The sequence below is a fragment of the Vibrio sp. T3Y01 genome (assembly GCF_013114525.1).
Taxonomy (GTDB): domain Bacteria; phylum Pseudomonadota; class Gammaproteobacteria; order Enterobacterales; family Vibrionaceae; genus Vibrio; species Vibrio chagasii_B.
The window spans coordinates 335,951-356,064 of sequence record NZ_VTXJ01000002.1 but is presented as its reverse complement, the minus strand read 5'-3'; the positions used below and the strand labels follow the sequence as shown (position 1 = coordinate 356,064).

General features: G+C 44.4%; 15 protein-coding genes. 6 read left to right on the top strand and 9 right to left on the bottom strand.

All coding sequences use genetic code 11. The features are described from left to right. Positions 1-2: 2 nt before the first annotated feature. From F0232_RS04115 to F0232_RS04095, 5 genes are all read right to left on the bottom strand, one after another. Positions 3-1,532, bottom strand: coding sequence for an ABC transporter substrate-binding protein (locus tag F0232_RS04115; protein WP_105058719.1), 1,530 nt, complete (start codon positions 1,530-1,532; stop codon positions 3-5). A gap of 47 nt (positions 1,533-1,579) precedes the next feature. Then, the gene (locus tag F0232_RS04110; protein ID WP_171750701.1) at positions 1,580-2,431 is read right to left on the bottom strand and encodes an ABC transporter ATP-binding protein; all 852 of its coding nucleotides are present in this window, start codon (positions 2,429-2,431) and stop codon (positions 1,580-1,582) included. After that, a complete protein-coding gene (locus tag F0232_RS04105; protein WP_105058717.1) occupies positions 2,428-3,186 on the bottom strand; it encodes an ATP-binding cassette domain-containing protein in 759 nt (252 codons plus the stop codon). The genes F0232_RS04110 and F0232_RS04105 overlap by 4 nt, the downstream gene beginning before the upstream one ends. Before the next feature lie 209 nt (positions 3,187-3,395). Then, the gene (locus tag F0232_RS04100) at positions 3,396-4,733 is read right to left on the bottom strand and encodes an MATE family efflux transporter (protein ID WP_105058716.1); all 1,338 of its coding nucleotides are present in this window, start codon (positions 4,731-4,733) and stop codon (positions 3,396-3,398) included. Positions 4,734-4,943: 210 nt separating this feature from the next. Continuing rightward, a complete protein-coding gene (locus tag F0232_RS04095) occupies positions 4,944-5,813 on the bottom strand; it encodes a GyrI-like domain-containing protein (protein WP_061032943.1) in 870 nt (289 codons plus the stop codon). Between the two features lie 115 nt (positions 5,814-5,928). Between F0232_RS04095 and F0232_RS04090 the strand changes: the two genes are divergently transcribed. The 3 genes from F0232_RS04090 (at position 5,929) to F0232_RS04080 (ending at position 8,741) form a co-directional block, all read left to right on the top strand. Continuing rightward, the gene (locus F0232_RS04090) at positions 5,929-7,077 is read left to right on the top strand and encodes a PLP-dependent aminotransferase family protein (RefSeq protein WP_105058715.1); all 1,149 of its coding nucleotides are present in this window, start codon (positions 5,929-5,931) and stop codon (positions 7,075-7,077) included. Positions 7,078-7,337: 260 nt separating this feature from the next. Beyond that, the gene (locus F0232_RS04085) at positions 7,338-8,327 is read left to right on the top strand and encodes a rhodanese-related sulfurtransferase (RefSeq protein WP_061032941.1); all 990 of its coding nucleotides are present in this window, start codon (positions 7,338-7,340) and stop codon (positions 8,325-8,327) included. A gap of 156 nt (positions 8,328-8,483) precedes the next feature. Then, entirely contained in the window at positions 8,484-8,741 is a 258-nt protein-coding gene (locus tag F0232_RS04080) for a YdcH family protein (protein WP_032498145.1), read from the top strand. A 54-nt stretch (positions 8,742-8,795) separates the two neighbouring features. Here F0232_RS04080 and F0232_RS04075 read toward each other — a convergent pair whose 3' ends face one another. Both F0232_RS04075 and F0232_RS04070 read right to left on the bottom strand, forming a co-directional pair. Further along, the gene (locus F0232_RS04075; RefSeq protein WP_105058714.1) at positions 8,796-10,070 is read right to left on the bottom strand and encodes a HAMP domain-containing sensor histidine kinase; all 1,275 of its coding nucleotides are present in this window, start codon (positions 10,068-10,070) and stop codon (positions 8,796-8,798) included. Beyond that, on the bottom strand, positions 10,042-10,710 hold the full coding sequence (locus tag F0232_RS04070; protein WP_105058713.1) for a response regulator transcription factor: 669 nt from the start codon (positions 10,708-10,710) through the stop codon (positions 10,042-10,044). Before F0232_RS04070 ends, F0232_RS04075 begins: the two co-directional genes overlap by 29 nt. Before the next feature lie 104 nt (positions 10,711-10,814). Here F0232_RS04070 and F0232_RS04065 point away from each other — a divergent pair, with 104 nt between their 5' ends. Beyond that, a complete protein-coding gene (locus F0232_RS04065; RefSeq protein WP_105058712.1) occupies positions 10,815-11,987 on the top strand; it encodes a DUF5666 domain-containing protein in 1,173 nt (390 codons plus the stop codon). A 112-nt stretch (positions 11,988-12,099) separates the two neighbouring features. After that, positions 12,100-12,567, top strand: coding sequence for a GNAT family N-acetyltransferase (locus F0232_RS04060; protein WP_105058711.1), 468 nt, complete (start codon positions 12,100-12,102; stop codon positions 12,565-12,567). A 26-nt stretch (positions 12,568-12,593) separates the two neighbouring features. Here the strand turns inward: F0232_RS04060 and F0232_RS04055 are convergent, their stop codons facing one another. Beyond that, positions 12,594-15,509: an alkaline phosphatase family protein gene (locus F0232_RS04055; protein WP_105058710.1), complete on the bottom strand. Its 2,916-nt coding sequence runs from the start codon at positions 15,507-15,509 to the stop codon at positions 12,594-12,596. A 358-nt stretch (positions 15,510-15,867) separates the two neighbouring features. Here F0232_RS04055 and F0232_RS04050 point away from each other — a divergent pair, with 358 nt between their 5' ends. Next, a complete protein-coding gene (locus tag F0232_RS04050) occupies positions 15,868-18,540 on the top strand; it encodes a hypothetical protein (RefSeq protein ID WP_105058709.1) in 2,673 nt (890 codons plus the stop codon). A 113-nt stretch (positions 18,541-18,653) separates the two neighbouring features. Here F0232_RS04050 and manA read toward each other — a convergent pair whose 3' ends face one another. Continuing rightward, complete coding sequence (manA, locus tag F0232_RS04045; RefSeq protein WP_105058708.1) at positions 18,654-19,859, bottom strand: mannose-6-phosphate isomerase, class I; 1,206 nt, start codon at positions 19,857-19,859, stop codon at positions 18,654-18,656. Between the last annotated feature and the right edge of the window lie 255 nt (positions 19,860-20,114).

Sequence of the window (20,114 nt, the reverse complement as noted above, 5' to 3'; positions counted from 1 at the left end):
ATTTAGTTAACCTGTGTTGCCGAGTTAACTTGTGTCGCTTTTTTGACCTGTGTAGTTTGGTCAACCAAGCGACGCTCACTTGGGTCACGAACTACATTGCTTACACGCTCGCTTTCACCTTGAATCACACGCTCATGAAGCAGCGGAATAGCCGCGACGTCATTAAGTATTTTTTGCTCAGCTTCAATGATCGCTTGCTGACGCAGCGCACCTAGTGGTTGCAGGTCTGCGTGAGTCAATGCTTTGTCTACTTCTTGAGAGCAGAACTGACCAAGGTTGAATGAACCCTTACAGCCAAAGTCACTCATCATGTAAGCCACTGGGTCACCAGAATCCAGAACGGTTGCACGAGAAAGGATGAACGCATCAAACTTGCCAGACAATGCATCGTTTTCAATCTGAGCGTATTCGCGGATATCCAGCTCAACTTTAAAACCAGCCGCTTCGAGTTGCTGTTTAAGTAGTGCAGCGACTTCTGGAAGCTCAGCACGATCAGTAAAAGTACCGATAACAATGCTTTCACCGTTTGCTTTTAACGTTTTGTCTACCGCCTGACCTTCAGGTCGAATCGGCTCAGCCCAAGCAAGTGCAGGACCTAACAGACCTTGCGCGATATCCGCGTGATTTTCGTACACGGTCTTAACGATTTGCTCACGGTCTACCGCAGCAGCAGCGACTTTACGTAGGTTGATATCGCTAAATACACCCGATTTGTTGTTCAGGTAAAGCGTGTTAGTGCGAGGCATTGCCACTTCATAAAGCAGGTTAGAGTCAATGGTCGCGATTTGTGAAACTGGCACCGCTTCAACGACGTCTGCTGTACCTGTTCTTAGAGCAGCAGCACGCGCAAAGCCGTTTGGAACATACTCTGCAATCACAGATTCAATTCTCGCCTTTTCGCCCCAGTAGTCATCAAATCGCTGGAGCTTAGCACTTGTTGTTCCGTTAATTTCAGTCAACTCAAACGGGCCCGTACCTGCGCCAGTTGGGATTACACGACCATCTTCTTGGTAAGCGCTTGCTGCAAGAATCGCTAGCTGAGGGCTTGATAGACGGCTTGGTAAAAGAGGGTCATCAAAGCTGGTTTTGATCTCTACGCGGTAGTTGTCCATCGCTTTCACTTCTAACTCTACACCATCTAGGATGCGTGGCTTAGGTGCCGCTTCTAGAGCTTTCTGTAGTGAGTTCACAACAGACTCTGCGGTTAATGTCGAACCATCGTGGAATTTAACACCTTGGCGAACCGTGAATTGCCACGTCAGTGGATCCACCTGTTGCCAGTCCGTAGCCAGCATTGGCTCAGCTTCTGAAGCTGGGCTCAGGTTAACTAGCGTTTCAGCCGTGCTCCAACGCGATAACTTAAACGCATCATCAGAAAGTGGCGATAGGCCCGTTCTTGGTGGCTGCATCATCGCGACACGGATTTCAGATTTGACCGCAGCTTCGCTCGACTCTGGTTGAGAGTCAAAACAGCCTGTCAAAGGCAGCGCTAGCGCAAGTGCGCAAGCCAATTTGATTGAATTAAAACGCATAGTTATTTTTCTCTATAGCTGTATTTTATTAATTAGTAAGGTTGTGTTTAACAAGTAGATTTCGACAGAGGCTGAGATTCGATCAGCATCTGAGTCGCTGGATGAGCAGGAATGCTCATCACTTGATAGGTCGATCCGAGCCCCACCATTTCACCATGGTCGAGGACCAGAATTTCTTCACAAAGTGCCTTTGCCGCCCCTAGATCATGTGTCACCAAAACTAGGCGCATATCACGCTTCTTTTTCAATGAATTCAATAAGTCGAGTAGCCTCTGACGATTCACCGGATCTAGGCTGCTGGTTGGCTCATCGGCAACTAATACTGCGGGTCTAACGACAAGCGCCCGAGCAATCGCCACACGTTGAGCTTGGCCTGTAGAAAGTTGATTGGGTTTCAGTGATAACAAAGACGCAGGTAAGCCAACGTCCGATAGCGTCTCTTCAATGATGCTTTCATGATTGCCAGAAACATCAAGGTTGCTCAACGGCTCGGCTAAGATCTGTCGAACGGTGTAGTAAGGGTTGAGGCTAGTGTGTGGCTCTTGTGGCACCAGTTGGATAAGACGACATACTGCCGCTTGCACTTTGCTATCTCGAATTGGCAATGAATAACCAAACAAGCTGATATCACCAACGGTCGGCGATTTCAGTCCAAATAGCAGTTCAATCAGCGTAGATTTACCCGCACCAGAACGTCCAACAATAGCTAGGCTTTTGTCTTCAACATTAAGGTCGATGTTCTGTAGCGCTTTGAACGCCTGGCCACCTAACCAACGAGGAATGGAGTAATAGTGCACTCCGACATTCTCGAACTTAATCTCAATCGGTGTTTGTGTTTCTGAATCAATCACAGGCATTGACGGCGAGACTTCTGAATTTAGTGGAAAGGCTGAGCTCATTCGATGAGATCTCTCAATGAACAACAGAACGCGTGAGAACTCGATTCAAGCGCATGTTTCGGTGCTCCATAAGCCACCACGCCGCCATCATCGATCACCAATAACTTGTCACACGCTAACGCACTGTGTAGATCATGAGTAATAAGCAAGCCACCAATCTGGCGCTGCTTAACATTGTCACGAATCAGCTTAAGTATCTCTTGCTCTGTTACCGGGTCTAACGCACTGGTGGGCTCATCGGCAATGATGATGTCGGCGTTACTCAGCAAACCAATCGCAATACACACTCGTTGACGTTGTCCTCCAGAGATTTGGCTTGGGTATAACGGCAAAATAGTTTCTGGATTTGGGAAACCCAGTTGCACCAACAGTTCGTTGATCTTGGTTTTGTCTTTTGGCTTAGGTTTTGTGCGAGTCCCTGTCAGTGCCAAACTGAGCTGACCTTCAATGGAAACGAGCGGATTAAGCGCTTGAAGGGCATCTTGGAAGATAACCGCTGGCCTTTGTGCTGCTGTTCTTTGCAGCATTGGTAAGCCACATACCGCCTCACCAGCAAAAGTAATATGACCATCCACTTCGACAGCCTCTGGCAGAAACCCCGCAATAGCGCGAGAAAGCATCGACTTACCAATGCCTGAAGGTCCCATGATCGCCAACAGCTCACCGCGATAAACATCGAAGTGGATATCTTGGAAAAGGGTTCTCGAAGAGGTTTTGATCGTTAGGTGGTCAACAGACAAAAGTGGGGCGTTCACGAAAATACTCACAGATAAGATGTTATAACATAACAACCCTATCATTTGGCCGACATGATGAAAAGAGAACATTGAACTGTATCGCAGTTTTTTGCTGTTTGATTGACCGATTTTAACTATTCATCGGATACAAAAAAGCGCCGTCTAAATTTACTGTGTAAAGATAAACAAGCGCTTTCATAAAGTTTTAGAAGTGACTTTAGATAGAGTTAATTCGTCGCCCCATTAAGACCCTCTTTTGCCGGGTAACACTTCTGTTTAACCTGAGTGATGAACGGGTACAGGAAGGCAATACGCCCAAGGTAGAACAGAGTAAACGCTAGCCACAAACCATGATTACCCCATGCACCAACAGCTAGTGCTTGGACAACCAAGAACACCAACAAAGTCGCGATGCTAGAGTCTCGAACCGGACGTGTGGTTCCTGTTCCAGTAAAAATGCCGTAAACCGTTAAGCCAAAGCCTGCCACCAGCGGGAACACAATCAGCCACGGGGCCATCTCTTGATACAAGGCAACCAGCGCTGGAATATCGGTAAACAAGAAAACAATCATGTCTTTGAAAATCAAAGTTAAAAGCGTCAGCGCAGCAATGAAACCTGCGGTCCATTGGAAGTTAAGCCTTAGCACACGATCCAACACCGACGCATTTTTCTGCCCCACCGCTTTACCCGCAAATACACTCGATGCGTTAGCAATACCATCAAACATGTAACTAACAATGAAAGTTACCTGCATCAAAATTGCATTAGCGGCAAGAACATCGGTACCCAGTTTAGAACCGGTACGTGCCATCATATTGAAGAACACTAAGATACAAATTGTACGTAACAGTAGGTCAGTATTCGAAGAGATGATTGTCGACAGGTCTTTCTTGGTCATCTTCGAGCCTTGTAGGAACTCAGAGACCGAGATGTTGCTGGTCTTCATAACCAGCGTCATACCAATCGCAAAGGTGGTGATTTGGGCAATCAAACTTGCGTATGCCACACCCGCAACACCTAAGTCGAAATACAGGACAAACACCGCGTCTAATACAATGTTCAGCACGTTGCCAAACACTTGTGTATAAAGGACTTCTTTGGCTTTCGCCTGCCCCATCAACCATCCAATAATGGTGTAGTTGAGTAGCACAAAAGGTGCGCCATAAATCAAAATACTGAAGTAGATGTGCGCTTGATCAGCCACGTTAGCTTCAGGCTCTATCACCCACATCGCACCTTGCCAGATCAGGGGTTGTATCAAGATAAAGATCAACCCCACCAAACCAGACAACACGAATGGGCGCATCAAGCTGCCTGCCAGTTCCGAGCGTTCTCCCTTGCCTAACGCCATTGCACTTTGCCCAGTGGTGCTGACACGAAAGAAACCAAACAACCAATACATGGTATTCATGATGATGGTGCCAATCGCGACTCCACCTATCAGTTCAGCAATACCAAGTTGCCCAATCAGAGCAGTATCCACGGCACCGAGCAGAGGCTGAGTAACCGTAGAGATAATGAAAGGGAAAGCGATTTTCAGATAATCTTTGTGAGTAATAGTCATGTTTACTAGCAGGTGATATTAAGAACTATTTGCAATAAGAAGGTGATGCTATCGTTTAATCCGTACGTTGTCATCTTTTAATGGAGTACATTATCAACAAAGCGTGTCTATCTTCGTCTACCTGCATAGAATCGTTGGCAGCTATTGGTCGTGCTAATTTGTCCCAACAAAAGAGCAAAGTCTGGTTCAACAAAACAGCACAACCATCGATTAGTAAAAACTCACGGGAAGATAGAAATCAAGTTCAAACACTTCATCACTATTAAGGAAATGATTCTGATGATAATGCACATAGGCGGGAGTTGAACGCTGCTTGAAACCTGATGTAGGTAACCATTTTTCTAATACCATACTGATCTGTGGTAGCAACTCTCCATAACGGCCATTGAGTCGAAACACGGCATGCAAACCACCGGGAATCACCATCTGATTAACCACGCAACGGTACTTAATCGGTTCACTGATCGCGATACACGCCACATAGCGACACTGGTCCATTTCGACCCAAGCAGGGTTTGAATGGTGCAAACCAAACTGGGTCGAAAAATCACGCTGTTCTGAATTCGCCCACGCTTTCAATATCAACCACGCATTGCGAATAGAACGGTTATAGCCAGTGTGTCGAACATAGGCTGCCATGCGTTCAGGTGTTTCCACTATTTTGGGTTCGGGTAGCTTGCGCTGTGCGACATTTTGATAACCAGCCGCCACTTCAGGATCTTTCAAATAAGGCTTTTCGGCGATCTGCAAATCGTGCTTGCGCCACTCGCCCGGAGACATATTAAAGGTCGCTTTAAAAGCCCGGCTAAACGAAGACACCGAACTGAAACCACATTTATTGGCTATCTCAACCACCGACGAGCGGGTATCGAACATCAACTGATTAGCGGCATACTCCATTCGGGTACGTCGAATGTATTGATGTAACGACTCCCCCACCACACTTTTGAACGTGCGATGAAAATGTTGCTCTGAGTAAGCCGCAATCTCAGATAGCGCTTTGGCAGACAACGGCTGACTGATGTCTTGATGAATATGGAACAGAACATCATTGATTCGAGATATATGTTGACGTGACATCGTTTAAATAGCATAAATGGACATGTTTAAGAGCATAAATGGACACGCTAGTTTTTACAATTGCCGTGTAATATCAAGCGATAGAATAAAAACGGAAAACGACGAGACACAACACATGGAAATCGCACAGTCATTACAACAAATTCAATCTTCATATATTCGAGAGATCCTCGCTGCAGCAAGCGATCCAAACGTCATCTCACTGGCCGGTGGTCTGCCGGATGAGAAAACATTCCCAATCGATTTAATGAAGCCAACGCTAGAAAATCTAGCGAACATGCCTGAAGTTTTCCAATACGGCTCTACGGCTGGTTACGGCCCATTGCTTGACCATCTAACGCAAAGCTACCACTTGCCAGAAACTCACACTGCGATGATCTGTACAGGCTCTCAGCAAGGTCTAGATTTGATTGCTCGTGCATATGTTGATCCCAATGATGTAGTTGTGATGGAAGCGCCGAGCTACTTAGGTGCGATGCAAGTGTTTGGCTTGGTTCAAGCAAACATTGTGACTGTGTCTCAAACCGAATTTGGCCCTAACCTAGATGAACTAGAAACGTGCTTTGCCGAGCAATCGCCAAAGATGTTCTACGCGGTGCCAGATTTCCATAACCCAACGGGCGTATGTTGGACAACAGAGACTCGCCAAAAAGTGGCAGAGCTGTGTATCAAATACAACGTCGCGTTCATTGAAGATGCACCATACCGAGAGCTACGTTTCACGGGCACAGAGCTGCCGTTGGTTTCGTCTTTCTGCCCTGATAACTCTATCGTTCTTCGTTCATTCTCTAAGATTGCATCACCTGGTTTACGTATCGGTGCGGTAACAGGCAAGCGCAGCTACCTTGAGCCACTGATCAAGGTGAAGCAAGGCGCAGATTTACACTCAAGCGTTCCTATGCAAGCCTTACTGCTTGGCCTTCTAAAACACCAAGACTTCAACGTACACATGGAAAGCATTCGTTCACTGTACAAGTCTCGCTATGAAGTGCTGTTTTCAGAACTAGAAAAACAACTGCCTGCTGACTGTGTATTGAAAGCGGTCGACGGCGGGATGTTCATTTGGGTTGAGATTCCAGAGTGCGATACTTTTGAATTGGCTAAGACCTTACTTTCAAATGGTGTAGCCGTTGTACCAAGTCCAGTATTCTATCCAAAGCCAGATGGAGCAAAAGCCGCACTGCGCTTGAACTTCACTAACGCTAATCCAGAAGAGCTGACTGAAGCAGTGAAGCGCTTAGCGGAAGTACTTAACCAAGCGTAGTCGCTAATTAAGTAAGACAGATTCAACACAAGCCCTGCTGTATTTGTACAGCAGGGCTTTTTCGTTCCTCAAACCGTAAATCCACAATAAAACAGGTGATAAATAGCCCTACAATTGGTTGGTTTTTGTCCTACATCGCCTTAGTTATACTGCGGCGGATTTTAATAAGCCATCATGACGAGCTAGGCTTCAATGTCCAGCTATGATCAGAATAGGCAACCGCTCTGGATTTACGTTCCAGCTCGCAGAAAGGAAAAACCATGTCTCAATATGTTGTATGTGCTCTGTATAAATTCGTAGCACTTGATGATTACCAAGAAATTCGTCTACCGCTAACTGAACTTCTAGAAGCCAATAACATTCGCGGTACTTTGTTACTCGCAAGTGAAGGTATCAATGGTACCGTTGCTGGTAAGCGCGAATCTATCGACGCTCTTCTTCAATGGTTCAAGCAAGACACTCGCTTAGCGGATGTTGTTTACAAAGAGTCGTTCAACGACGAACAACCATTCAACCGCACCAAGGTAAAGCTTAAGAAAGAGATCGTAACCATGGGTGTTGAAGGCATCGACCCTCGCCATGTTGTTGGTACTTACGTTAAGCCAAACGAATGGAATGACCTTATCTCAGATCCAGATGTGATCTTGGTTGATACTCGTAACGACTACGAAGTAGATATCGGCACATTCAAAAACGCAGTAAACCCGAATACGGAAACTTTCCGTGAATTCCCTCAATACGTTGAAGATAACCTAGACCCGAAGAAGCACAAGAAAGTCGCGATGTTCTGTACTGGTGGTATTCGTTGTGAAAAATCAACGGCCTACATGAAAGAACAAGGCTTTGAAGAGGTTTACCACCTTGAAGGCGGCATTCTAAAGTACCTAGAAGAAGTACCAGAAGAAGAGAGCATGTGGGAAGGCGATTGCTACGTGTTTGATGGTCGTGTTGCCGTTAACCACCAGCTAGAAAAGAGTGGCTACGATGTATGTAACGCTTGTCGTCTACCAATCACAGAAGAAGACAAAGCCTCTGAGCATTTCGAGAAAGGCGTAAGCTGTCCTAAGTGTTTTGATAAGCACTCTGAGGAGCAGAAAGCGCGTTTCCGTGAACGTGAAAAGCAAGTACAGCTATCAAATGCGCGTGGTGAAACCCACGTAGGTGGCGATGCTGCTCACCTAATCGAACAGCGCAAAAAAGAAAAACTGGCACACAAAGAGCAACAACGTTCTGGTAAGAAAGCTCAGTAATATTTGATTCTGCTGAAATAACAAAGGGCATTAACGTATCCACAATGGAAGGTTAGTGCCCTTTTTTGATCCTACTCTCGCTTTGTGTTTAGGGACACATTTATCTTCAAAAATAGGTTCTATACTGAAGTTAATTTGATGAAAGAGGAAGTGCCAATGCTCAATGAAAACCATGCCTTTATCTTAGATTTCCCAGAGCTAAAATTAGACATTGTTCAACTCAACCACGACGACGAAACCTTCAAAGCGGACATGCAGAAATACCATCAACTCGACTACGACATCCGTCAGCTTGAGATCTCGGGTAGTCCAATTGATGACGACAGCATGCACAACCTAAAAGTAGAGCGCATGGAGCTCAAAGACTCGCTTCACAAGCAACTCACTCGACATCACGCCCTAAAAATGGTGTAGCCATACAAACACTTAGTGTGGCCGCAATCGTCACACTAAGTGATTAGCTAAACGTTAAGTTACCTTATTCCCATCAGAAAAATTCAAATAGGTATGAAACCTCTCGCCATCATCTCGGGTTTCAAAATGCCAATTCATACGCTCACAAATACGCTGAACAATAATCAGACCACAGCCGTAGCCTGCGTTATAGGTTTCGTTACCATCATGCCTATTGACGATCACCAACTCTTTCTCAATCAATTGAATATCAATGTCGCCGATACTGTAGCTAAATGCATTCTTGATTAAGTTGTTCATGACCACGGTGATGAAGCTTTCAGGCGCATACACGGTAGCTGATCTTGAAACATTAAGGCGGTAGCTCGCATCCTGTTTGGCAAACAAAATTGCCAACTCTTTCAGTTGCTGTCGGACCATGGTTTCTAAATCATGCTCAGAGAAGCGGTGTTCATCGACACTTTCTTTCCCAAGCAGCAAAAACATCTCAGTCAGAACACGCATTTGTTCACTGGCTTCTTGAACTCGATTGATAGCTTTCAACGCCACAGGAGGCTGGTTGTCGACTTTGGCGAGTAAATCTGCAGAACCTTGAATTACCATGATTGGCGTACGAAGTTCATGAGCGGCAAAGCGACTAAACTCCTCTTCTCGCTGAAAGTAGCCCGATATATCGTTTTTAGAATCGAGTAGAGTTTGCTCGATATGACGGGTTTCCGCGTAACCAGTTGTCACCTCAAAAGAGGGCTGGTCGGGCTGCATTAAACTGATTTTTTGCTCTATCTGATTCAGTGGACGTGACAATGAACGCACGACATAAACACTATAAAAAACCATAGCCAAGGAAATAAAGCCCCCCAACAGCATGGTGTAATAGTGGAGGCTCCACTCGTAGTTATCTAGGTAATCATCTGCATCATCTTGAAAGACGATGTACATCATCCCCTTGCCCGAAGGATGCTTCAAAACGATGAAATGTTTGTCCTCCGCCCCCAGAAGGTATTCATAGAAGCCTGGTGTTTTATAGTAACTTAACCAACGGGGTAATTCGTTCTCGCTCCAATAGGTGGAGAACTCATTCGGATTGGGCAATAAGGTATCTTCACCATATAACTCATACTCTGCGGTATAGCGGCTCGCTTCGGTATCTAACCAGTGGTGTAAGCTAATGACTTCCATCTGGTTTTCGGCCAAATAAATGGCTGTCCAGAACATGCTGAACATAACAAGTGTCATGATCCCAAAGCTTCTACGAATTTTCTTATAGATGCTTGGGTACGTGCTTTCTTTGACTGAGCTTTTACGCTTTAAGTCGGTAACCTTGTCCATGAATCGTCTCTAATCTTGAATGCTCAAAACCCTTATCAAGCGCATTACGTAACCCATAAATGTGGCTTCTTAATGCATCACTCGATGGAGATTCGTCTCCCCAAACTGAATCAATCACTTCTCTGCGCGACACTATCGCCGGGGCGTGTCGAATAAGCACTTTCAATATTTTCAATTGAATACGACTCAACTTGATCGGCGTGTCACCACGAAACACTTCATCGGTCTGGGAGTCCATCGTGATATCGGCAAAGCGCACCTTACCAACATCTAGCCTAGGACCACGGCTTGCCAATGCGTGCAGTCGTAAACTCAATTCTTGCATCGCGAAAGGTTTCAGCAAGTAGTCATCACCACCCGCTTGGAATGCTGCAATTTTGTCGTCCAGCTGCTCTTTGGCTGTCAGAAACAGAATAGGAATACGACATGCTTGCTCTTGTCGCAGCTTTCTGACCGCCGAAATGCCATCTAATTTTGGCATCATGATATCCATAATAATGACATCGTAATGATTCTCCGCCACCAGCTTCAATGCCGCTTCACCATGATATGCGCAGTCAATACCAATACCTTCTAACTCGAGATAATCAGCAATGGTTTCAGAGACACTATGGTTATCGTCAACAATCAAAACTTTCATCGATTTATTTCACCTTTCTTCACGAGTGCTTCACGTTCGAGTCTATAAGATAGCGCCTAATTAAAACAAATAAACTTAAATTAATTCTATTAAAGAGTATAAAAATGAGAAAGTTAGCGTTAATTACAGCGATTAGTTTAGTCCTAGCGGGTTGCGGTGGCGGCAGTAGTGAAAGCAGCAACACAAACGAAGCTCAAACACCTTCATCTATCCAAGGCACGATCGACTCTGTTTCAGGCGATACCATTGTTGTTAATGGTTATAGCTATAAAGTAGGCAGCGCGAACTACGCAGGCGAAGAAGTCGCAATTGCTGACCTAGAAAAGAACATGATGGTTTCCATCTCCTCTAACGCTCGCAGCGCGTCCACTCATGCTAGTGGAACCCAAGTTGGTCTTGAACCGACTATCGTAGGTCTGATTGCAAATACCAACCACGCAAATGGCACATTTGAAGTCAACGGCATACCTCTAACTTTCTCAGCGCTTTCGACTGAGATTGAAGATGGCGATTGGGTGATGGTGTCTTCTCTACCGACCGCTAACGCAGGTTACAAAGTACTGTCGGTAGTGAAATTCGAACACTCTAACTTAACAGAGTCAGTTGAAGTTGAAGGCCTGATTAGTGAGTTAAACAGCAACGCAAAAACATTCAAACTCGGTGCAAATCTAAGCGTTGATTATTCAAATGCTCACATCGATAACGAAGATTACAGCTCTGAGTTATCTAATGGTCTTTGGGTTGAAGTAACAGGCTCGATAACAGGCTCTGTACTAACAGCCAATGAAGTCGAAGTTGAAGACTTTGATGAAGTCAGCAATGATACGGAAATCGAAGGCATTATTACTTGGGTGGCGAACGACCAATCATCATTTGATTTAAGCTATAAAGGTCGCTTTGTTGTAAATAACAGCACTCGTTACGAAGACGGAAACAAATCGAACTTAACCGTTGGTGCAGAAGTTGAAGTCACAACGAAAAAAGCTAACGGCGACAATGTTGCAACCGAAATCGAATTTGAACGCGACGATGATACACAAGATTGGAATGACAACGATATCGACCTAGAAGGCATTGTTCAGAGCATTGATGAGTCAGCATTAAGCTTTGTTATTCAGACAACTTCTGGTAATCAAACGGTCTACGTTAACCACAACACTCGCTATGAAGATGGCTTAACGTTCGACACGCTAACCAATCAACGAGTTGAAGCAGAAACGTATAAGGTGAATAACCAATACATCGCTAGCGAAATCGAAGCTGAAGACAACGACTAAATGTCATGAGTTTAAAAGCCACGTATCTACGTGGCTTTTTCATTTAGTATAAATATCAGCCGCTTATGGTATTGTTTGCTTATCCAAGATTCAGGGTAAGGAAATAGAAGGAATGACTATCATATACGGAGAACTTCGATTAGAAACCGTCTTAAGCTCCGAGTTTGGCGACCTGTTTGATTGCGTTAAGCAAGGTATCTTCGAACACGTCGACAATGTATTTGGCTGGGATGACGAGTTTCAACGTAACCGCCTCTCAAACGACTACCACCGCTCTTGGTTTCATTGGGTGTATAGAGACTCTCAAAAGGTCGGGCTTACCTGCTTCAAACCTTATGACAACGCATATCATATCCACCTTCTGATCATTGACCCTCAATACCAAGGCAAAATGCTCGGTAAAAAAGTAATGTCACTCATCCACACCAAAGCCCTTCGAGAGCAACGAAATCAAGTCACCCTCTCTAGCTTTAGGAGTAACGCTCGCGCCATCAGCTTTTATCAGGCGCTTGGCTATAAAGTTGTTGATGATAGTGATGAGGATTTTGTCGGAATGGCTCTCTCCCTAAATAACCATTAATGAGCCATTAGGGAGAGAATAAAACATTAACGAGCTGAAGTAATATCCAACTTATTCAACAATGAAGGGAATCCCCAACCATTCTCGCCTGCTACTACGGGTTCTCCGGTCAAGTACTCATAGAGAGTCGGTGCTAACGAACCATTGGCTTCGATCTTTAATGGTAATGAGTTCTCACCAATTGGGGAGCCCCAGAATCCGATAAATGCATCTTTCTCTAAATAGTCTTCACCAGCGTGACGCCCCGGCACTATTGTGTTGTAACCAATTCCCGCTTTAGGGAACAAATTAATGGTACCGGCTCTATCCTCAAGATAAATGTTAGCCAGTTGATTGACCGAATCAGGTCGAGGAGTCAATTGGGTTAAATCCGTCCACTCACTGCGACTACACCACGTTGAATCATCTTCTTTAACTGAACGATTAATGCACTTTTCCACTAGCCGAGAGTAAACAGAAAAGTCAGCTTTACTCGGTGATGCAAGGTATGGGTTTAACGTTTGTATATTCAGTAAAGTAGGTGCCTGATTTCCCATTAATGACTCATAAAATAGTTTGTCACCGTGTCGAGTGATCAACTCGTCAACGCGCTTAAGATCGCGGTTGCCGATCACTCGAACAGAACAAGCTCGCTCGTCACAGGCACTCTCTCTCACCACCATATAATCGAGACTCTCAGGTAAGCGTTTTGCTATCTCGTCAATAACATTAATGCTGTCACCTTTGTTTGCTGCAATGGGCGCCCACTGTACCAACTCTTGATAAACAGGCTGTACAGTCCAACCCTGCTTTGAGTTAAAGAAATCCATCATAAAGTTGCCACCCGCGGTCGAGGCAACCACGACATCAACATGTTTAGAGCTTGGATAATTCAACGCATTCGTTATTTTAGGCCCCTCACCTTCATCTGAAGAAATTTTCTTCACCACAATTGGGTAATCAAGCTCTGTTTGTAACCCATCAAAAACTTGCTTCTCAGGATTCAATGAATAGAACACAGGTGTTAACCCGTGATCCCCTGCCATTCCCCACAACGTTCTATCGTAGACACCTGCGCTTTGGTAAGTCGCCTCAATTTGACGAATCCAATAATCCAAGCGATTTAACTCACCGGTTGGCATCAAAATCTCATCACTAAAAGGCCCTGTAAAATGGGCGAAATGATCGGGCCACGGGTTATACACCAAGGTGTAATCTGGCATCCCGTTGCCATCAAGCTCCGCCAACTGAGTGATCGACTGTTTAACTAGCGCTTTTTTAGAGAGCTTGGTGAACAAGTCAAAGCTGGAGATAGACTGGTAGGCCTCGATGTCTTCTATCAAAGCCGTTCTTTTCTCTCGTAAAGCGACTTCAACTTCAGAGCGTGCCTGAAGCTCTTTTACACAACGTTTCTCACCGTAATCGCGTAATGACTCCCCTAAGCCTAAGTTCACCAGACCATCATAACTTGTATGCGCATTCCAATCGTATTGAGCATTACAATTCAGAGTTTTAAGGTATTCGAGACGATCAAACATCGTCTGTACCTTGTTGTCTGCCATTAGTACATCAAGCTTTAGAGCATCATTCCCAAAGAAGTAATAAGCTCGGTCGATATCCCTGTCGACAAAGTGGAAGTTAGGCACACCTGTACCACCTTCACCAGAAACCTTAGCGCCCGTTTTGATGATAGGCAGGTTACGCACGCTGATGGTTGGAGTCGACGAGATACCGACGCGGCTAATGTTGTCTCGATGATCTTGATAAAGCTTTTTAAAGAAAGGCAGATAATGTGGATCACGGTAGGTTTGTTCAGATAGAACTTCCATGAACCTCACTTGTTGCTGATGACCTGGCTCAATAACACTTTCGAACCTCGGCTTATATTGACTACGTTGTTTATGATTGTGATAAGCAACCGAAATAAAAGGGGCATTTTCATCAACTAAACCCTCAATCAACCCTTTCTGTAAGCCATCTACCGTCACTTGCACAGCAAAACGTTTATTCTGTTGGGATTCCAAAAACTGGATTAGAGAGTCAGGCTGCTCATCAAAAGCTTGCTGCATCCAATCATCAAGCGCTTCAGCTCGCTCATCTTTATAAACAAATTGTCGGTAGGCTTTGAGTAAGTTCAAGCGAACAAAATCAATAAGCGTGATAGTAAGAGCTTGTGCTTTGTTATTCGACTTATCGGCATTTTCCGGCTTACCATCCTCGGCAATTGCGAGCATTGCCGATTTCATGTCACCCTCTTCCATTCCCGACGCTGCCTGAGCAATTAATTCGACAATAATCGGTTGAATCTGATTAATGATTGCTAAATCTTCAGGACTGTTAGTTAAATAGGTGTAGCTCTCTGGCAATGTGTCCATATCTTGCCAAACGCCAATCTCAAACAGCGCATCGTAGATCACAACCATGTTCGCAATGAAGTGTTCGTCGATTCGAATGCCCTCATGATGTCCGGTTGCTTCTGTGGACGTATCAGGCTCTTTGTAATCAGAATCAGGCGCAGCACCCACATAGTAGAGGCTATGTTCAAAACCTCTTAATACCTCATCATCGTAGATTGTCGATAGGTATGCTTTAAATACATCTTCACTACCCAAGCCCGAATAGCGATCGTAGTAACTATAGAGAAAGTAGCCCAAAGGAATGGAGTAAGTCGGGTTAGACAACTGAGCGATCACCCGCGCTTTCGTTTTAGCATCTAAAGGCAGTGCGAGAATGTACGCATCTAGCGTTACGCCCGCGATCGTAAAGATCGCTGCATCGCGAGTTAGTGTGGCCGAGTAACTCAGGCTTGAAAGCACCTGATTTTTCAAAACCTCACTTGAACTGAATACGCCACCAATGACAGGCGTTGTCGACATATCGGCAACACTAGGCGTTGATACAACCGCTAACGAAAGAGTGCTAAATAAAAAGGCACGGCCACGACTTTGGGAATAGAAACTCATCAAATATCCTTAGTTTAATGTGTTTTTATAAATGTAACTTATTGTTCCAGTTTACTTTAATAACTCAAATATGCCCAATACCGCATATCATCAGTTCCCCCTGAGTAATACTCATTAACTGGTAATAATATCAATTACAAACACCAATCATTCACTAGAGACATGACTCGCATATAAAAATATACAAATTTGATGCGACTCTAGAATAAAAACTCCTGCGGTTTCCGCGCAATCCCTATTTGATACATTCCACATCAATGGCACTCGATTTATAAATAGTCATATTTATCAATGACATTCCGCCAATTGATTCCTGAGTCAAAGACTTTTATCAATAACTTAATAAAGGAGAACTAACATGAATGGTCAACGTTCACTGTTAGCAGTGGCAATAGCCCTAGGGATAGCAGGATGTGGTAGCGACAGTTCGGATAGCTCCACAACTAATACGGGTGGTTCAACGGCAACAACAGCATCTCTTACCGCCAAAGCCGCAGATGGCTATCTGGTAGGTGCTAATGCATGCTTGGATCTAAACAGCAATAAAGTGTGTGATAAGGATGAGCCAAATGCAGTAACCGGCGACAATGGTGAATTTACCATTGAGAACTTAACTCAAGAGCAACTAGAACAGAGCACTCTGTTGATTGAAGTTGTAGCAGGACAAACCATCGACACTGATAACCCTGGTGTTGTGTTGAACAAAAGTTACCGCTTAACGGCTCCGCCACAATCAGAGTTTATTAGCCCGTTAACCACACTTATACAAAATGAAATTGAAAGTGGCGCATCATTAGATGAGGCCAAAGCAACTATTCAAGAGAAGTTAGGTACAACGCTCGACTTAACTCAAGATTACATTGAGGCCAAAAATAACGACAAGCTAGCAGACTCACAAAAAGCAGCTTTTGAGAACCTACACCGCGTTGCTCAAGTCACCGCATCGGTCATGGCAGAGAATACTGACGCACTATCAGAAACCGCAGCGGGTGCTGGTATTTCTGTAGAAGCGCTCACAGCGTTGATCAATGAAGAAGTGACTCGAGTCCTAGATGAAGTCGTCAAAAATATTGAAGCCGCGGGAGAAAACTTCAACCCGAGCGACATTGCTGGCAGTATTAATCGCGACCACATCGCCATTGATGACTCTAACCTTGAAGATAAAATTAAAGAAAACGAAGCAAATAAAGAATCTAAGCAAGCCGACCTTGCGAAGCTAATTAAAACGGATGGCATCAATTGGTTTGGCGGTGAGAATGACACTGGCAAAGACTTGATGGTCGCCTATGGAACACTAAAAGCGGATTCCGATAACTCTGTCACCGAAACCAGTTTCATTTATGACTATTTTGTAGAACAGTTTGTTGAAGTTAAAAGCAGTCCTGACGCTAATGACATGGTTTTGGGTCAAAGCGGCTGGGAAACAAGTAATGACACCTTAACTAGCATCAAGCCAAATAAAGATGGTAGTGTCATTCTCGAGTCGAACAGCTCAATTTTTAATGAAATTGCTAGCGCTAAGCAGTTGGATATCAGTGGTCTTAATGTTCGCTCAATCATGGACCAAACCGATGGTGAGAACGTTTGGTCTCTAATTATGCCAGTAGGATTAAAATTCCCAGACAACACAACGGCATACAAATTGTCAGTGGAAAATGTCTACGACGACATTTATTACTATTATAAATGGGATGGATGTCAAGAAGATCGTTACGAAGCGCTCAATAACTCTTGCAACGGAATAAGTGCCTTTAAGAATGGCAGCGATACATGGTTGGCAACTTTAGCATCAACCGTAGCTGAAGATGAGTCAGATCGTCATGAAACAGCATCTAACAATCATGATGACTTAATCCCGATGGCGGGCTTCGAAAATGCTGAAGTGTTCGCACAACTTCTGTCTAACGGTACCGTTGTTTATTATTCAAGAGCGTGGGAAGAAAATTCTCAGTTCTTGAGATTAGCAGACCTTGGTTCGTGGAAAGATATCTCATTGAATGGCGAGGTTGTACGCCAAGTAACAATTCCTGAATCCATCCACTCGCAAACCACATGGTCAAACTATCAAAGACAAGATAACTCTGCTTACCTATCTGTTGTCGACGGGTTTGTACGAATTACCTACAAAGAGACCGAAGAGATTGATAGTGAGGCCTATATCTTTGATGAAGCGACTAAGCAGTTCATTTTGGATAACGCATTAACACCACAACCTCTACATCCTCTGAACCTGCAGGCTTGTCTTGACTCGCTACCAGATGCCGGGTTCGCACCAGTAGCCAATGACGTCACGGTTTATGATGTACAGCGCACATCTATGTGGGAAGAGGATCCTGTTACCGAAAATCTAACTTATGAGTTTACCTATCTTGGGAATACTTTCTCTTGGCTGAATAACGTTACGTTGGTCACTGGACTTCCAAATTGGATTTCTGACCTAGAAGGTAGCCTAGAAAAAACGCGTATCGACATTAAAGATTCGGAAGGTATTTTAATCGGGTATGAGTTCTCATATAGCTCTGAAGATCACTATCTAGGTCAAGAAGGCTTTAACTCTGATGACTCACTAGGTTGGGGCTCAGCGAAAGCAGTATTGCCACTAGCGGTTGCTGATAACCAAAAGATCATCAATCAAACGGTAGACTTTGGAACGTCAACTAACGCCCCACTCACCTCTCAGTTCGATTATTGGTGGGACGAAGAGAGCGGTGAGGCAATCGAAATAGAATATCCTGGGTTGAGAACCGTTTCTATGGAAACATCACTGGATGAAATCATCAACGGACGACCTTACTATCTATCTACTTTTGACTACCAACAAACCTATGTAGGTAAAGAAGAAATCACAGTACCTGCAGGTGATTTAGTAGCATGTAAAGTAACAAGTAAGACGCAGTTCGTAGACTATGGACCTACTGATACTCAAACCACCTGGCTTACCAACCGAGGCTCCATCAAGTCTATTAAAGAAGAACAATCTTGGGGTATGTCGATTGTAATGGAGGCAAAAAGCTTACCTTCTATTCAATAATCGATAAATAATATGAACAAGCCAATATCTTATTGGCTTGTTTTTTCTTATTAGATCTTTAAGACAACCTATTAATTTACCAAACTTGATAGCATTTCCAGCTGACTACTCCCTTAATTAAACGCTCTAGCCACTCGCCCTTTACTGCTCAATTCATAATGACCAATATAGGCTGGGATAAATACCGATTGCCCTTTGGTGAGTGTTAGGTGTTCACCTTTCTGACTCATTAACGTTAAATCATCATCGATTGCCATTAAGATTTCAGCGCCGCTTGTGATGACTTCTTCTTGCTGAGGACTATGAAAGATATTGAAATTGAAATCACTGACAGGAATGTCATAACTATCACATTGCCCTAGCTTGGAGGGCGCCAATAACAAGTGTTCGAACGAAATTGGCGTAAACTCTGTGCACGCGACTAACTCAGGGACATCAATGTGTTTTGGCGTTAAACCAGCGCGTAACACGTTGTCTGAATTTGCCATGATCTCGAGCCCGGTCCCCTTGATGTATGCGTGCGGAGTGTTTGCATTCAAATACATCGCTTCACCTGGCTGTAGTGTGATCAAGTTAAGCAGCAGAACACAAAACAGACCGATATCGTTTGGGTACTGGTGGCTAAGCTCAGTAACCAAAGCAAACTCAGATTGACCTTGGTGAGCGGCTGCGTAAGTCAGAAGTTGCTCTAATGCGCGGTGTTTACGTTGGTCATTCAAGGTTAGCAGATCACGAAAAAATGCTTCTAAACCGTGAGAATCAAGTTGGTTGCCAAACTCTTCAACCAAACCAGCCAGCTCGCTCGAATCCAACTTTTTGAACATACCTAATATTTCATTGAATTCACGAAAGCCATTCATCGCTTGATATTCAGTGATCGCGTAGACCAATTCAGGTTTGTGGTTCGAGTCTTTGTAATTGCGGTGCCCTGCAGTCAGAGGAATGCTGGCCTGTTCCTCTCTCGCAAAGCCAATTTCAGCTTGGCGCTTGTTTGGATGGACCTGAACCGATAGTGCTTTTTCTGCCGCTAAGATCTTAAACAAAAACGGCAGTTCACCGAACTCCTGCGCAATATCAGTAGACAAATAAGCCGGTTTATTCTTGTTAATCAGCTCAGATAGCGGCACCAAATGTTGGTCCAGCTTGACCATTGAGCAGCCCTTCGGATGCGCTCCCATCCAAACTTCCGCTTGCGGCTCTTGTGACTCATTCTTAAAGCCAAACAGCTCACGTATCGAAGAAATGCTTCCCCATGCATAATTCTGGATGGTGTTTTCCATTGGGAAAAATGAGTGTTCTGAGAAATGGCTGAGTGACATGGCGCTTTCCGTAATGAGCCCTTTGAACACAATTCAGAGAGCTAATTCTAATAAGGTAAATAAATTAGAAAGGCTACAGAAGGCGACCAAAACCCACATGAGATGAGGTCTTAGACGTGTTAGGAAAAATTCTTAGAAACAGGGGGGGATAAATGAAAAGCGTGAAAAGAGTCACACTTAAATGTCACGACAACAAAGCACTGAAATAAGATAGCCGCTTGTATCGCACTGGTTAAAGCTGCGATACAAGCATCT

Bases quoted from the DNA above. Each gene is read 5' to 3' on its own strand.
- F0232_RS04115 (WP_105058719.1), bottom strand. From the start codon at position 1,532: ATGCGTTTTAATTCAATCAAATTGGCTTGCGCACTTGCGCTAGCGCTG.
- F0232_RS04110 (WP_171750701.1), bottom strand. From the start codon at position 2,431: ATGAGCTCAGCCTTTCCACTAAATTCAGAAGTCTCGCCGTCAATGCCT.
- F0232_RS04100 (WP_105058716.1), bottom strand. From the start codon at position 4,733: ATGACTATTACTCACAAAGATTATCTGAAAATCGCTTTCCCTTTCATT.
- F0232_RS04095 (WP_061032943.1), bottom strand. From the start codon at position 5,813: ATGTCACGTCAACATATATCTCGAATCAATGATGTTCTGTTCCATATT.
- F0232_RS04090 (WP_105058715.1), top strand. From the start codon at position 5,929: ATGGAAATCGCACAGTCATTACAACAAATTCAATCTTCATATATTCGA.
- F0232_RS04085 (WP_061032941.1), top strand. From the start codon at position 7,338: ATGTCTCAATATGTTGTATGTGCTCTGTATAAATTCGTAGCACTTGAT.
- F0232_RS04080 (WP_032498145.1), top strand. From the start codon at position 8,484: ATGCTCAATGAAAACCATGCCTTTATCTTAGATTTCCCAGAGCTAAAA.
- F0232_RS04075 (WP_105058714.1), bottom strand. From the start codon at position 10,070: ATGGACAAGGTTACCGACTTAAAGCGTAAAAGCTCAGTCAAAGAAAGC.
- F0232_RS04070 (WP_105058713.1), bottom strand. From the start codon at position 10,710: ATGAAAGTTTTGATTGTTGACGATAACCATAGTGTCTCTGAAACCATT.
- F0232_RS04065 (WP_105058712.1), top strand. From the start codon at position 10,815: ATGAGAAAGTTAGCGTTAATTACAGCGATTAGTTTAGTCCTAGCGGGT.
- F0232_RS04060 (WP_105058711.1), top strand. From the start codon at position 12,100: ATGACTATCATATACGGAGAACTTCGATTAGAAACCGTCTTAAGCTCC.
- F0232_RS04055 (WP_105058710.1), bottom strand. From the start codon at position 15,509: ATGAGTTTCTATTCCCAAAGTCGTGGCCGTGCCTTTTTATTTAGCACT.
- F0232_RS04050 (WP_105058709.1), top strand. From the start codon at position 15,868: ATGAATGGTCAACGTTCACTGTTAGCAGTGGCAATAGCCCTAGGGATA.
- manA (WP_105058708.1), bottom strand. From the start codon at position 19,859: ATGTCACTCAGCCATTTCTCAGAACACTCATTTTTCCCAATGGAAAAC.